Below are 14395 nucleotides of genomic sequence, written 5' to 3'. Positions count from 1 at the left end.
AGTTTGACCATGGGTCAAGGTCGGGTCTCGTGTCTCGACGGCGGTGGGCCTCCCTCTCCCACCCGTGCACGGAACGGCCTGATACGTGGAACACCAGATCTGCGCGCTCTGCGGCTCGACTCTCCCGCCCGGACCCGTCCGGGGCTCCCTCCCCGGCCCCGGCCCCGTGGCCGCCGGACGGCACCGGCGCGGCGGCGGTGCGACCGCCTGCGCCTGCGCGGCGACACCCGCGGCGACACCGGCGGCGGCGCCCGGCGCGCCGCCCGGGCCGGTGTTCGGGAAGGTCGCCGTACCGGTCCAGGACACCCCCGGCGTGCGCGCCCAGGACATCGAACTCTTCGACGCGACGGCCCCGTTGCCGCGGATCCCCGCGCCGCGCCCGGCCCCGCGCGGTGAGCGGGGGCGGGACGGCCGGGGCGGGCGGGCCCGGCACGCGCACCGGGCGTTCAGGTCCGAGCCGCGGTTCCCGCTCGTGCTCGGTGTCGCCCTCGCCCTCGGCGCCTGCACCGCGACCGCGGTGTACCTGCTGAACGACCCGCCCGCGCCCCCGTACGCGAGCGGGCCGGGACCCGTACCGGTGCCGGTCACGGCGCCGCCCGCGGGGTCGGCCACGCCTCCCGCGTCACCGCCCGCGGGCACCCCGACCCCGCCCCGTACCGGGCGGCCCACCGATCCCGTACCGGCCGGGCCGTCCTCGGCCCCGCCGTCGAACGCCGCGACCCCCGTCACCGCGCCGTCCGCGTCCCTCGCCCGGCGGCCGGACGCGACCCGCACCGCCCGCCCCGGCGGGCCGCGCCCGGGCCACGGCCGCCCGGAGGGTGACGGCACGCTCCGCGTCGGCAGCACGGGACCGGCGGTCGAGGACCTCCAGAGCAGGCTCCAGCGCCTGTTCCTGTACGTCGGCTCCGTGGACGGCTCCTTCGACGGCACCGTCGCGGAAGCCCTCAGCCGCTTCCAGATCGCCCGGGCCATCCCCGAACGGCCGGGCGTGTACGGCCCGCTGACGCGGGCTCAGCTGACGGCCGAGACCGGCTGAGCCGCGCGCCCGCCCGTACGGACCCGTACGAACCCGTGCGGGCCCGTACGGCCTAGTACCAGCCGGTGCAGCGGATGTTGCCCGTGGTGTCGTTCCAGGCGCAGGCCCGCATGACCTTGCCCGCGTCGTCGAACGCCGGGGTGTAGACGTCGCTGCCGGTCGACACCGAGGTCATGCCCAGCGGGCCGGTCCAGGTGCCGCCGCCGTCGGTCGAGCGGTCCACCCACACCTTGTCGCCCGGGTCGGCGTTGGTGATCCGGCCCCACGCGCAGCGGCTGGACGTGCTGTAGCGCAGCTCGATGCGGATGCCGTCGACGCTCGCCGTGCGCGGGCTGGTCGCGTTGGCCGTCGAACAGGCCAGGGCGCCGGAGGGCGCGGTGGTGGCCGCCTGCGCGGTGCCCGCGACGCCGCCGAGCCCGAGCACGAGCGCGGCCGTGGACAGCAGGACACCGGTCCGCTTGCTGATCGTCATGGTTCCCCCAGAGATGTCGGATGGAGAGGCCGGATGGAGAGGCCGGATCTGGTCGATCCGGCGGCCGGATGTGTGCCGGCCGAGCACGAGTACCTTCCCTCCGAACGCGGAGTCCGGGCGTCCACCGCAGAGTTGAACGCCGGGGTAAACCACCGCGGTATCCCGCACCCCCGCACGCTGCCCCGCTGGTAGGAGGACGCCACCGGGGCCCCGGCCGTACCATCGCGCGATGCGCATCAGAGGCCAGTGGCCGAGGTGGTACCGCGAAGTCCGCGCGGTGAACCCGCTGTTCGTCGACACCGCGCTCGCCCTCTGTCTGGTGGCCGCCGCCGCGGTGGTCGGCGACCAGTACCACCCGGAGGGCTGGCCGCGCTTCGACGGCACCGCCCATCTGCTCACCGCGGGCATCGGACTGCCGCTGGCGCTGCGCCGGATCGCCCCGGTCGGTGTGCTCGTCGCCTCCAGCCTCGCCTTCGCCGGCTATCTGGCCGCCGGCTACCAGCCCTCCCTCAACTTCTGGGCGCCCGCCCTGGCCTTCTACGGCGTCGCCGCCCAGCGCCCGCCCCGCACCGCCGCCTGGGCCGCCCTGCTCACGGCGGCCGTCGTCCTCTACAGCGGTCTGTGCGCGAGGGAACTCGGGATCGCCGTCGCCGTCATCCAGGCCGTCGGCGTGCCCGGGGTGCTGTGGGTGGTCGGCAACGGCGCCCGCCTCCTCGCCCTGCGCAACCGGCAACTCGCCGACCTGACCGAGCGGTTGCGCCAGGAGCAGGAGGCCAGGGCGCGCCGCGCGGTGGCCGGGGAGCAGCGCCGTATCGCCCGCGAACTGCACGACGTGGTCGCCCACCACATGTCGGTGATCAGCGTCCAGGCGGGCATGGCCGGCTATGTGTTCGCCACCGAACCCGCGACCGCCCGCGCCGCCCTCGACACCATCGCCGCCACCAGTCAGGAGGGCCTGCGCGAACTGCGCCGCATCCTCACCCTGTTGCGGTCGGCGGCGGGCGAGACCGACCCGGCGTCCCCGGCGGGCGCCGCGGCTTCCGGCGGGCGGCCGTCCGACGCCTGGTACGCGCCGATGCCGGGACTCGCCCGGCTCTCCGACATCGCCGAGCGGGCCGCGGCGGCGGGCCTGACCGTCGAGCTGCTGACCGAGGGCCGGGCCCGCCCGCTGGCGCCGGGCACCGAACTCTGCGCCTACCGGGCCGTCCAGGAGGCGCTCACCAATGTGATCAAGCACGCCCCGGGGGCCCGGGCCACCGTGCTCGTCGCCCACCGCCCGAGCGAACTGGTGGTGACCGTCACTGACGACGGCGGGGCGCCCACCCGCCCGCCGGGCCGCCGTCCGGATCCGGCCAACGTGCCAACTCCCTCCGGATATGGCTTGATCGGGATGCGGGAGCGCGCCAGGCTCTACGGTGGAACAGTGGACGCCGGCCCCCGGGCCGAAGGGGGATTCCGCGTGTGCCTGAGGCTCCCGGTCGCGACGACCGCATGAACGACACCGGCTGTACCCACTGCGCGAGCGGCGCGGACGGTACGAGCCCGACGGCGGCGGACGTGGCCGCCCCGGCCGCCGACGGCCCGATCCGGGTGCTCGTGGTCGACGACCAGGACCTGATCCGGGCGGGCCTGGTCGCCCTGCTGCGGGCGGCGCCCGGTCTCGAGGTCGTCGGCGAGGCCGCCGACGGCGAGGGCGCGGTGGCCGCCGCCGTCCGGGTGCGCCCCGACGTGATCCTCATGGACATCCGGATGCCCGGCATGGACGGCACCACCGCCACCGAGCGCATCCTCGCCCTGGCCGAAGGACCGGCGCCGCGGATCCTCGTCCTGACCACCTTCGACCTCGACGAGTACGTGTACGCGGCGCTGCGCGCCGGGGCCTCCGGCTTCCTGCTCAAGGACACCGGACCGCAACGGCTCATCGAGGCCGTCACCGCCGTCGCGGGCGGCGACCTGCTGTTCGCGCCGAGCGTCACGCGGCGGCTCATCGAGGCGTACGTCGAGCGGGCCGGGCTCGCGCCGGGCGCGGCCGGGGCGGATCTGGACGTGCTGACCGCCCGCGAGTGCGAGGTGCTGCGGCTCACCGCGCGCGGCCTGTCCAACACCGAGATCGCCGGGCAGCTCTACATCGGCGAGGCGACCGTGAAGACCCACCTCAACCGCACGATGAGCAAGCTGAACGTCGACAGCCGGGCCCAGGCCGTCGTCGTCGCCTACGAGACCGGCCTCGTGGTGCCCGGCGGCCCCGGGCTCTGACCTCAGGCGAGGACGGCGGTCGCCTCGATCTCCACCAGGTGCTCGGGCACGTCGAGCGCCGCGACCCCGATCATGCTGGCGGGCGGCGCCGTCTTCACGCCCAGCCGCTCGGTGGCCCGGCCGAGGCCCGCGAGCAGCTCGGGCATCCGGTCGGGCGTCCAGTCGACGACGTACACGGTCAGCTTGGCGACGTCGTCGAAGCCCGCACCGGCCCCGGCGAGCGCGGTGCCGACGTTCACGTACGCCTGCTCGACCTGCGCGGCGAGGTCGCCGACGCCGACGGTGTCGCCGCCCGGGCCCCAGGCGACCTGTCCGGCGACGAAGACGAGCCGGGTGCCGGAGGCGACGGCCACCTGGTGGTAGACGGGGACCTCGGGGAGTCCCGCGGGGTTGATGAGGGTGACGGACATGGCGGTGGGCCTCTCTCGTGCTCTCTTGCGGTTACTTGGAAACCGTAGGAGAGTGCGGAGAGAGGCGGAAGAACGCACTTTTCGGTGCCTGGGTAACCCGGCGGTGACCCAGCAGGTCAGCGGGGTCGAGACGGGTCGAGGCGCCCTGAGGGAGGACACGGACATGGGTACGGGCATCGTGGACGGACTGGACCCGGCGGACGTGACCCGCGCGGACTCGCTCGGGCGCGAGATCCTCTCCGACATCGCCAACAAGTGGGCGCTGCTGATCATCGAGTGCCTCGGCGACGACACCCTCAGGTTCAGCGCGCTGCGCGACGGCGTCGAGGGCGTCAGCCACAAGATGCTCACCCAGAACCTGCGCATGCTGGAGCGCAACGGTCTGCTCCGGCGCACCGTGCACCCCACCGTGCCGCCGAAGGTCGAGTACGCGCTCACCGAGTCCGGCCAGGCCCTGCGGGTCACCATCGACGGCATGTGCGACTGGACCCACACCTGGCTCGGCCACATCGAGGAGTCACGCCGCCGTTTCGACGGCTGAGCCCCACCTCGCCCGTCGGCGTCCCGCGCGCCCTCAGCCCGAGGTCAGGCGCAGCTTGAGCGCCAAGTGGACGTGCAGGGCCCGGTCCCCGTGCCGCCAGTCCTGGCCGATCAGCGCCGCGATCCGGTCGATCCGCTGGTAGAGCGTGTTCACATGGATGTAGAGGGCGGCGGCGGTACGGGCCAGGCTGCCGTCGTGCGCGAAGTACGCGAGCGCCGTACGGGCCAGCTCGCTGCCCCGGTCCGCGTCGTGCGCGAGCAGCGGGCCCACCGTACGGGTCACGAAGCGGTCCAGCTCGGTGCGGTCCGCCTGCCCCAGCAGCACGCCGTGGATGCCGAGTTCGTCGCGCGAAGCACCCTCGCCCGCCCGGCCGAGGGTCAGCAGCACGTCCAGACAGCGGGTCGCGTCCCGGTGCGCCTCCACCAGACCGGCCGCGCCGGGCGCCGCCGCCTCCGCGCCGACCGTGGCCCCGGTGCCACCCGGCCCGCCCGCCAGCGTCTCGGCGAGGTCCCGCGCCGCCGGTCCCGGGGCGTGCGCGCCGGGCAGCACCACCACCGTGTCACCGCCGTACTCGCCCGCGATCCCGCCGAGCCGGGCCGCGTGCGCCCCCGCCAGCTCGGTCACCCGCCGCCGGTGCTCCGGGTGCGGCGCCCGCGCGGCGAGCACCACATGGGCCTCGTCGAGACCGAGCCCCACCAGCGCGGCCCGCCGCCGCAGCCCCTCCGGATCACGGTGCGGCGCGCCGAGCAGATCGTCCAGGATCTCGCCGCGCAGCCGCAGTTCGGCCTCGGCGACCGAACGCTCGCCGAGCAGCATCAACGCCGCCGCCTGCGCAGCCCGTTCGAGCGCGTGCAGATCGGAGGCGTGCAGCCCGGCCCGTACCAGGAACAGCGTCCCCAGGTACTCGCCCGCCGCCACCACCGGCGCGAGGCAGGTGTCACCGCGCGAGAGCGACGCGCGCCCGGCCCGCACGGCCGCCGACTCGGCGGCCCACGCCAGGGGTTCGGGCGGGGCGCCGCCCGCCGAGGCCAGCGGCCGGTCGTGCGCGTCGAGGAACAGCACACTGCCGCCCAGGACATCGGCGACCGCCTGCGCGAGCCCGTCCGCGCCGCGGCCCTCCAGGGCCACCGCGGTCAGCCGCTCGTGCACCGCCGCCGCCTTCCGCACCTCCTCGAACAGGGTGGCGTTCTCGATCGCGAGGGCCGCGTGCCGGGCGAGCGAGATCAGCAGGTCGACCTCGTCCGGCAGGAAGGGCCGCATCCGCCGGTTGGCGACGAACAGCACCCCGTACACCTGGTCGCCGAACTTCAGCGGCACCCCCTGGATGGCCACCAGGCCCTCCGCCGTGATCACCCCGTCCACATAGTCGGAGTGCGCGAAGCGGGGATCGTTCGCGTAGTCCGCCGTGTGGTACGGCTGCGCCGTCGCGGCCACCAGACCGCCGAGGCCGGTGCCGACCGCGAGCCGGCCCGTCTTGAAGGCGTCCGTGGTGATGCCGTCCGTGACCCGTACATAGGTGTCGCCCGCCTCGGCGTCCGACAGGAGCAGATACGCCACGTCGGTGCCGACGAGCGTCCGGGCCCGGCGCACGATGGCCTGCAGCACCGCCTCCAGATCGCGCAGCGACGCCAGGTCCCCGGCCGTCTCGTACAGACCGGACAGCGCGGCCGCCCGGCGGCGGTGCGCGGCGAGCAGCGCGCGGATCGCCAGCGCGTCCGCCACCTGCCCCGGCTCCGCGCCCACCGGGGGGAAGTCGGCCGCGCCGCCGCCGTCGCCGTCCTCGGCGTGCTCCCTGAGCAGCCGCAGCAGCGCACCGGCCGGCCCGGAGGCGCCCGACCCCGCACCCGCCTCCGGAGGCGCCGACCCCGAACCCGTACTCCCGCCCGTACCCGTACCCGTACCCGTACCGGTATCCGTATCCGTCCTCGCGCTCACCCGCGTAGTCATATCGCACACCCCCGCCCCGGCGGGGATGGATGTGTCCACCCTCACCACCCCCACCGGCATGGAGGATTCCTCCGGTGCCCGGCCCGGTCCCGACCCGGGGCCGGTGGAGAAAACCTCCAGGGGGCGCGTGGTCACGGTGGCGGACCGCTCCATGGCGCCGGGTGCGTCCCGGGGCGAACGATGTCCGGCGTGCGCACCACGTTTCCCGCTCGCTTCCTGGAGGTTTCCGTGCCGTACCACCGCACCCCCGCCACCCCGCGGAGGTCCTCGTGAACCTGGCAGGACTCCTCCTCGACACCGTCGCCCGCCACCCCGGACGCCCCGCCATCACCCTGGACGGCACCGTGCTGTCGTACGCGGACCTCGACCGGGAGACCGGCCGGGCCGCCGCCCACCTCACGGCCGCGGGCGTCGGCCCCGGCGACCGGGTCGTCCTCGCCCTGCCCAACGTGCCCGCGTTCGCCGTGCTCTACTTCGGCATCCTGCGCGTCGGCGCCGTCGCCGTCCCGATGAACCCGCTGCTCAAGGACCGCGAGCGGGAGCACATCAGGACCGACTCCGGCGCCGTGCTCGTCCTCGACGCCGACCGTGACTGGACCGTCGAACTGGCCGGGCACGAGCCGCTCGGCCTGGTCGTCGACCGGGCCCCCGACGACACCGCCGTCATCGTCTACACCTCCGGCACCACCGGCACCCCCAAGGGCGCCGAACTCACCCACGGCAACCTGGTCTCCAACGTCCAGGCCACCCACAGCAGCCTGCTCCGGCTCTCCGAACAGGACGTCGTCTTCGGCGGCCTGCCCCTCTTCCACTCCTTCGGCCAGACCTGCGCCCTCAACGCGGCGGTCGCCGCCGGATCCTGCCTCGCCCTGCTGCCCCGCTTCGACCCCGCCCGGGCACTCGCCATGCTGCTCCAGGACGGCATCACCGTCTTCGAGGGCGTCCCCACCATGTACGCGGCGCTGCTCAACCACCCCGACCGGGGCGCCGCCCACCACGGCACCCTGCGGCTCGCGGTGTCCGGCGGCGCCGCGCTGCCGGTCGAGGTGCTGCACGCCTTCGAGAAGGAGTTCGGCGCCCCGCTCCTGGAGGGCTACGGACTGACCGAGACCTCGCCGGTGGCCTCCTTCAACCGCCCCGAGGGGCCGCGCCGCGCGGGCACCGTCGGCCTGCCCATCGAGGGCGTGCGGATGCGCGTCCAGAACGCGGACGGCGCCGAGCTGCCCGACGGGGAGATCGGCGAGGTCGCGGTCAGCGGCCACAACATCATGAAGGGCTACTGGAACCGCCCCGAGGACACCGCCGCCGTCATCCAGGACGGCTGGTTCCGCACCGGCGACCTCGGCGTCCGTGACGACGACGGACTCTTCCGGATCGTCGGCCGCACCAAGGAGATGATCATCCGGGGCGGCTTCAACGTCTACCCGCGCGAGATCGAGGAAGTCCTCCACGAGCACCCCGCGGTCGCCGAGGCCGCCGTCATCGGCGCCCCGCACCCCGAGCTCGGCGAAGAGGTGGCCGCCGTCGTCGCACTCCGCCCCGGCCACGAGGGCACCGTCACCGCCGACGAACTCCGCGAGTTCGTGAAGGCGCGCGTCGCCCCGTACAAGTATCCGCGTCTGGTCCGGCTGACCGACGCGCTGCCCAAGGGTCCCACCGGCAAGATCCTCAAGCGGGAGATCGCACCCCCGGCCGGCTGACCCGTCATCCCCCCTCACCGGGCTCCCGCCGCCGCGCGGGAGCCCCGCCAGGAGTGATCACGATGCGCACCAGACCCTCGCCGCTCCGCCGCACCACCCTCGTCCGCCGACTGGCGGTCCTGCTCACCGCGCTCGCCGCGGTCCTCGGCCTCGCCGCCCCCGCCCACGCGGGCGAAGGGCCCCTCCCCAGGCTCCACATCACCGGCACCTATGTGACCGGCATCTCCTCCGGCGGCTTCATGGCCTCCCAGCTCCAGGTCGCCTACTCCGGCACCTTCCAGGGCGTGGGCGTCTTCGCCGCCGGGCCCTACTACTGCGGGAAGGGCGCCCTCGTCACCGGCGTCATCGCCTGCGGCACCGGACTGCTCTCCACCGACCCCGAGGGCATCGAGCAGATCGCCCGCCGCTGGTCCGCCGAGGGCCGCATCGACCCCGTCGGCAACCTCACCGGCAAGCCCGTCTACACCTACCACGGCACCAAGGACCCGCTGGTGCGGGACCGGGTCAGCGACGAAGGCGTCCAGTTCTACCGGGACTTCGGGGCCCGCGTCCGCTACCACGACACCGACCCGGCCGGACACGGCTGGCCCACCCCGAACGCGCAGCTCGACTGCGGCACCACCTTCTACCCGTTCCTCATCAACTGCGGCAACGACCCGCAGGGCGAGATGCTCACCCACTGGCTCGGCTCGGTGAACCCGCCGTCCGCCGTCCAGACCGGCACCCTCGGCGCCTACGACCAGGACCGCTACGTGCCCGGCGGCTGGGCCCAGTGGTACAGCATGGGCGGCAAGAGCTACCTCTACACCCCCGACTCCTGCGCGCTCGGCGCCCCCTGCAAGCTGGTCGTCGCCCTGCACGGCTGCCTCAGCGACGACAAGTTCGTCGGCGACCGCTTCGCCCGCGAGTCCCACCTCAACGAGTACGCCGACACCAACGACCTGGTGATCCTCTACCCGCAGGCCGACATCAGCGTCGCCCGCGCCAACCCGCAGGGCTGCTGGGACTGGTGGGGCTACACCGGGAGCGACTTCGCGCAGAAGTCGGCACCGCAGATGCGGGCCGTGCTCAACCAGGTGCACGCGCTCGGCGGTTGAGCCACCGGTCGCCGAACGCCCGCCCCACGCCCGCCCCTCACCCCGCCCTTCAGGCAAGGAGACACCCGCACATGACGACCCGTCCGGACCCGTCGGGGGACACCACCCCCGCACCGGCCGCCCTCGACCTCACGGTGGACGACGGCACCACCCTCCGGGTGCTGCGCTTCGGCACCGGGCCGCGCACCGCCGTCGCCGCGCACGGCATCTCGGCCTCCGCGATGTCCTTCGCGGGCGTGGCCCGGCACCTGCCGCCGGACTGGTCCCTGTACGCGCTCGACCTGCGCGGCCGGGGCGGCAGCACCGCCGTCCCCGGCCCGTACGGGATGGACCGGCACGCCGCCGACCTGATCGCCGCCGCCCGCGCCTACGGCGACGGCGGCCCGGTCGCCCTGACCGGCCAGTCGATGGGCGCCTACGCGGCCCTGCGCGCCGCCGTCCGGGCCCCGGCCGGACTCTTCGACCGGCTGCTCCTGATCGACGGCGGCCTGCCGATGCCCGTCCCCGCGGGCATCGACCCCGACGCGCTGCTCGACGCCACGCTCGGCCCGGCGATCGCGCGGCTCGCCCTGACGTACGAGAGCGACGCGGCGTACGTCGACTTCTTCCGGGCCCATCCGGCGCTCGGGCCGCACTGGAACGAGGACATCGAGGCGTACGTGCGCTACGACCTCACCGGCCCTCCGCGGGCCCGCAGGTCCCGGGCGCGGGAGGCGGCGGTACGGCACGACGGCCGCGAACTCCTCACCGGGGAGGCGGCGTTCGGCGCGGACCTGGCGGCGCTCGACATCCCGGCCCTGCTGCTGCACGCGCCGCTCGGCCTGCTCGGCGCGGCGCCCGCGATGCACCCGGCGGAGCTGGTGGCGCACTGGGCGGACCGGGTACCGGGTCTCGGCACCGAGCTGGTGCCGGACTGCAACCACTACACGATCCTCATGGGCGAGCCCGCCCGGACGGTCGCGGACCGGCTCGTGAATGCCCCCGGCATTAAGGGACAAAACGGATGATGTCCGTTTATCGATAGGTAAGGCGGGCGGGCTCCGTATTCAGTGATCTGAATCACTCGGGACCCGTCCGCCTTTCCCTGTCGGCCGTTCTGCCGTGACGTCATCTCCGTTCGCGCGGAGCGGTGTTGAGGACGTCGGTGAATCACCGGTGAACGGGGCCGGAATGATCCTTTTGGAATTCTCTCTAGATCAATTGGTGATATCGAATTCCGGTCTTGTTCTCCAGATTTGTTTTCGCATAGCGTCACCTCGCAACCGGACGGAAACGCCGAATCCTGCCGCCGCCCGGAACGACCGCACCCACACCCTTCCGGCAGGAGCGGGGGACCCAGGTTCGCCGCCGGTCCCGGTATTCCGGGACCGGCTCGGGGTGAAGCCGCGCATGTGCGCGGCCGGGCATCTCCAGCCCGAACCCGACAGCTCACCTCGCAGGCGCAGGAGAGGAAACGCCATGCGTGGACACGGCAAGCACCGCCGCCCCAGGAACACCCCGCTCACCCGCGGGATCGCCGTCGCCGGTCTCACCGGCAGCGCCGCCCTCGCCCTGCCGCTGACCGGCGCGGGCGCCGCGGCCGCGGCCGTACCGGCGACCACGCCGATCCACCTCTCGACCGTCGCGGTCGCAAAGCAGACTCCGGCGCGGGCCGCCTCGCTCACGCACGCGGTCGTCAAGGGCGACACGCTCTCGAAGATCGCGCGGAAGTATTCCGTGAGCGGCGGATGGAAGAGCCTCTACCAGGCCAACCGTGCCGTGGTCGGCGCCGACCCGGGGCTCATCCACCCGGGCCAGAAACTGTCGCTCACCACGGCCGGCGCCACGAAGACGGCCACGAAGACCGTGAAGAAGGCGGCGGCGAAGGCGGCGGCGAAGACCGTGGCCCCGGCCGTCGCCCGAGCCGTCCCCGCCGTCGCCACCTCGGCGCCGAAGGCGGCGACCGCCGCCCCCGCCGCCTCCTACGGCTACGCGGACAACCTGGAGGGCTGGATCCGTGAGTCCCTCGACGTGATGGCCCGCCAGGGCATCCCCGGCACCTTCGACGGCATCTACCGCAACGTCATGCGCGAGTCCTCGGGCAACCCGCGGGCCGTGAACGACTGGGACTCCAACGCCGCCGCCGGCACCCCGTCCAAGGGCCTGCTCCAGGTGATCGACCCGACCTTCCAGGCGTACCACGTGGCCGGGACCTCGCTCGACCCCTACGACCCGGTCGCCAACATCGTCGCCGCCTGCAACTACGCCGCCGACCGCTACGGCTCGATCGACAACGTCTTCGGCGCCTACTGAGCCACCGGGGCCACCGGGACCAGCGGGGCCGCACACGGCGACGCCGCCCGGTCCGGGATCCGAGGGGGGATCCCGGACCGGGCGGCGTTCGCGCTCCGGTCCGGCCCGATGGGCGGGGACGGGGGTGGGGGTGGGTCAGCCGACGTCGATCCGGTAGATCTTGTCCGCGCCGTCCGCCGCGCCGCCGTTGTTGTCCGCGTTGGTCGTGGTCAGCCACAGCCGGTCCGCGCCCGGCACCTTGGTGACCGTGCGCAGCCGCCCGTAGGTGCCCACGTAGTACGAGGTGGGCGTGCCCACCGACTCCGTGTCACCGGTGATCGGGATCCGCCACATCCGCTCGCCGCGCAGGCTCGCCATGTAGACGACGTTGCGGACGATCGCGATCCCGCTCGGCGACGCCTGCGCGACCGGCCAGGTCGCCTTCGGGTTGGTCATGCCGGACGTCGAGCAGTTGCCCTCGCAGGTCGGCCAGCCGTAGTTGCCGCCCGGCTTGATCAGGTTGAGCTCGTCCTTGCTCGCGTCGCCGAACTCCGCCTCCCACAGCCGCCCGGTGCGGTCGAAGGCCAGGCCCTGCGGGTTGCGGTGGCCGAAGCTGTAGACGTAGTTGCTGAACGGGTTGCCGGGCGCCGGGCGCCCCGCCGTCGTCATCCGCAGGATCTTGCCGTTGAGCGAGTTCTTGTCCTGCGCAAGGGCCGGGGTCTGGCCGTCGCCGGTCGACGCGTACAGCAGACCGTCGGGGCCGAACGCGAGCCGCCCGCCGTTGTGGAAGCGGTTCTTCTTGATGCCCTGGAGCAGCACCGTGTAGCCGCTGAGCGAGGTCCCGTCGTACGTCATGCGGGCGATCCGGTTGCCCTCGGACGCGGTGTGCATGAAGTAGACGTAGTGGTTGCTGGACCAGTTGGGGTCGACGGCCACGCCCATCAGGCCGCCCTCGCCGTCCGTGGTCATGGTGTTGGGCACCGAACCCACCTGGGTGCGGGTGCCGGTCGGCGTCACCTTGAACACCTTGAAGCCGTCCCGCTCGGTGACCAGCGCGGTCTTGCCGTCCGGCATCCAGTGCACGCCCCACGGCACGGTCCAGCCGCTGGACAGCGCGGCCGGCGAGCCCGGCACGCCACCGCTGTCGGAGCAGGCCCCGGTGGTGAAGGTGACCGGCGCCGACGGCGTCGAGTAGCCGCCCGCGGTGTCCTTCGCGACCACCGTCAGCGAGAACGGCGCGTCGCAGGCGAGCCCGGTCACCGCCTTCGTGGCGGCCGGGGGAGCGCCGGTGACGGTCGCCACGACCGCGGCGCCGCTGCGGATCTCGTACGCCACCACGCCCTTGTCGTCGCTCGACGCGCCCCAGGTCAGGGTCGCCCCGGTCGAGGTCACCGCCGACACGGTGGGCGTGCCCGGTGTGCTCGGCAGCGGGTCGGTGCTCTGCCCGGTGGTGCAGTCGACCGCCACGCTCGCCGGGGAGGCGTTCCCCGAGGCATCACGGCCGATCACCGTCAGGTTGTACGTGGTCCCCGGCGCGAGCCCGGTGAGCGCCTTGCTCGTGCTGTCGCCGGGCGCCTCGGCCAGCTTGTTGCCGCGCTCGTAGATGTCGTACGCGCTGACCCCGACGTCGTCGGTGGACGCGCCCCAGCTCAGGGTGAGCCCGTTCGGGCCGATGCCGGAGCAGCTCGGCGTCCCCGGGCGGCTCGGCGCGGTGGTGTCGGCGGCCGTGCCGACCCGCAGCCGGTCCAGGTTCGGCCCGCCGTCGGCGCTGGTCGCGGTCGCCCGGACGGTGTTGCTGCCCGCCTTCAGGGCCGCGTTGACGCTCTTCGCGGTCCAGGTGGTCCACGCCCCGGTGGCCGGGAAGGTGACGCCGGACGCGACGACGGTGCCGTTCACGGAGATGTCCATCGGGCGGGTCGCGTCGGTGCCGTTGGCGTACTGGAAGGTCAGCGCGGAGGTCCCGGCGGTGGCCGCGCTCACCGTGAACTCCACGTACGAGCCGACGACGTTGGTGTAGTCGACGAAGCCGGTGCCGGTGTAGCCGGTGTGGTTGGAGGCGACCGCGCCCTGGTTGATGGTCGCGTCCTCGGCCTGGTAGTCGGTGACCGGCGCGGTCAGTTCGACGTCCAGGTAGTCGAGGTTGGGCAGCCCGGCCACGCTGCTCGACGTCAGCCGGATCTTGTTGGCCCCGGCGGTGACCGGCGCGGTCACGGTGGCCGTGGTCCAGTCCGTCCAGGTCCCGGTCGACGGGAACGGCTTGGCCGCCGCCACCACGGTGCCGTTCACGGCGATGTTCGCGGGCCGGTCGGTGGTGGTGCCGTTGGCGTAGCGCAGCGAGAACACCGCCGTGCCCGCGGTCGCCGCGTTCACCGTGAACTCGACATAACTCCCGGCAACGTTGTCGCCGTTGACGAAACCGGTGCCCGAGTAACCGGTGTGGTTGCTCTCGACCGCGGCCTGGGAGAGCGCCGCCGACTCCGCCTCGTGCCGGACCGGCGCCAGGGCGCCCGCGGACACGCCGGCCGACACCGGGGCCGCCGCGGCGCCGGTCCCGGCCAGGGCCGTCGAGCCGAGCGCGGCGACCGTCGCCACGCCGATCAGACCGGTGCCGAGACGTCTGGCCCGGCCCGCCCCACGGCCGTTGCTCCGTATGGATTTCTGCACG

General features: G+C 73.9%; 12 protein-coding genes and 1 riboswitch. Of the genes, 8 read left to right on the top strand and 4 right to left on the bottom strand.

Going from position 1 to position 14395, the window contains the following annotated elements:
• The first annotated feature begins 85 nt into the window (after window positions 1-85).
• Complete coding sequence (locus ACIPXM_RS19425) at window positions 86-1036, top strand: peptidoglycan-binding protein (RefSeq protein ID WP_401656825.1); 951 nt, start codon at window positions 86-88, stop codon at window positions 1034-1036.
• Between the two features lie 52 nt (window positions 1037-1088).
• Here the strand turns inward: ACIPXM_RS19425 and ACIPXM_RS19420 are convergent, their stop codons facing one another.
• A complete protein-coding gene (locus tag ACIPXM_RS19420; protein WP_401656823.1) occupies window positions 1089-1508 on the bottom strand; it encodes a DUF2690 domain-containing protein in 420 nt (139 codons plus the stop codon).
• 229 nt (window positions 1509-1737) lie between these two features.
• On the opposite strand from ACIPXM_RS19420, the gene ACIPXM_RS19415 reads away from it, so the two are divergent.
• On the top strand, window positions 1738-3003 hold the full coding sequence (locus tag ACIPXM_RS19415) for a sensor histidine kinase (RefSeq protein ID WP_401656821.1): 1266 nt from the start codon (window positions 1738-1740) through the stop codon (window positions 3001-3003).
• A 95-nt stretch (window positions 3004-3098) separates the two neighbouring features.
• Window positions 3099-3764, top strand: a complete 666-nt coding sequence (locus ACIPXM_RS19410) for a response regulator (protein ID WP_401656933.1) — start codon at window positions 3099-3101, stop codon at window positions 3762-3764.
• A gap of 2 nt (window positions 3765-3766) precedes the next feature.
• Here the strand turns inward: ACIPXM_RS19410 and ACIPXM_RS19405 are convergent, their stop codons facing one another.
• The gene (locus ACIPXM_RS19405) at window positions 3767-4174 is read right to left on the bottom strand and encodes a RidA family protein (protein ID WP_401656819.1); all 408 of its coding nucleotides are present in this window, start codon (window positions 4172-4174) and stop codon (window positions 3767-3769) included.
• 163 nt (window positions 4175-4337) lie between these two features.
• Here ACIPXM_RS19405 and ACIPXM_RS19400 point away from each other — a divergent pair, with 163 nt between their 5' ends.
• A complete protein-coding gene (locus tag ACIPXM_RS19400; protein ID WP_401656817.1) occupies window positions 4338-4715 on the top strand; it encodes a winged helix-turn-helix transcriptional regulator in 378 nt (125 codons plus the stop codon).
• Between the two features lie 33 nt (window positions 4716-4748).
• Here the strand turns inward: ACIPXM_RS19400 and ACIPXM_RS19395 are convergent, their stop codons facing one another.
• The gene (locus ACIPXM_RS19395) at window positions 4749-6650 is read right to left on the bottom strand and encodes a helix-turn-helix domain-containing protein (protein WP_401656815.1); all 1902 of its coding nucleotides are present in this window, start codon (window positions 6648-6650) and stop codon (window positions 4749-4751) included.
• 281 nt (window positions 6651-6931) lie between these two features.
• Between ACIPXM_RS19395 and ACIPXM_RS19390 the strand changes: the two genes are divergently transcribed.
• The 4 genes from ACIPXM_RS19390 to ACIPXM_RS19375 all read left to right on the top strand — a co-directional run bounded on the left by ACIPXM_RS19390 (window position 6932) and on the right by ACIPXM_RS19375 (window position 11751).
• Entirely contained in the window at window positions 6932-8362 is a 1431-nt protein-coding gene (locus tag ACIPXM_RS19390; protein WP_401656813.1) for a long-chain fatty acid--CoA ligase, read from the top strand.
• A gap of 62 nt (window positions 8363-8424) precedes the next feature.
• Window positions 8425-9459 carry a PHB depolymerase family esterase gene (locus ACIPXM_RS19385; protein ID WP_401656811.1) on the top strand — a complete coding sequence of 345 codons (1035 nt, stop codon included), beginning with the start codon at window positions 8425-8427 and terminating at the stop codon, window positions 9457-9459.
• Window positions 9460-9530: 71 nt separating this feature from the next.
• Window positions 9531-10466, top strand: a complete 936-nt coding sequence (locus ACIPXM_RS19380; protein WP_401656809.1) for an alpha/beta fold hydrolase — start codon at window positions 9531-9533, stop codon at window positions 10464-10466.
• Between the two features lie 287 nt (window positions 10467-10753).
• Window positions 10754-10914, top strand: a riboswitch (cyclic di-AMP (ydaO/yuaA leader).
• A 3-nt stretch (window positions 10915-10917) separates the two neighbouring features.
• Entirely contained in the window at window positions 10918-11751 is an 834-nt protein-coding gene (locus tag ACIPXM_RS19375) for a LysM peptidoglycan-binding domain-containing protein (protein WP_401656806.1), read from the top strand.
• Window positions 11752-11886: 135 nt separating this feature from the next.
• Here ACIPXM_RS19375 and ACIPXM_RS19370 read toward each other — a convergent pair whose 3' ends face one another.
• Window positions 11887-14394: a PQQ-dependent sugar dehydrogenase gene (locus ACIPXM_RS19370; RefSeq protein WP_401656803.1), complete on the bottom strand. Its 2508-nt coding sequence runs from the start codon at window positions 14392-14394 to the stop codon at window positions 11887-11889.
• Between the last annotated feature and the right edge of the window lies 1 nt (window position 14395).

It is taken from the genome of Streptomyces sp. NPDC090025 (assembly GCF_044748125.1).
Taxonomy (GTDB): Bacteria; Actinomycetota; Actinomycetes; order Streptomycetales; family Streptomycetaceae; genus Streptomyces.
This window is presented reverse-complemented; position numbering and strand designations above follow the sequence as displayed.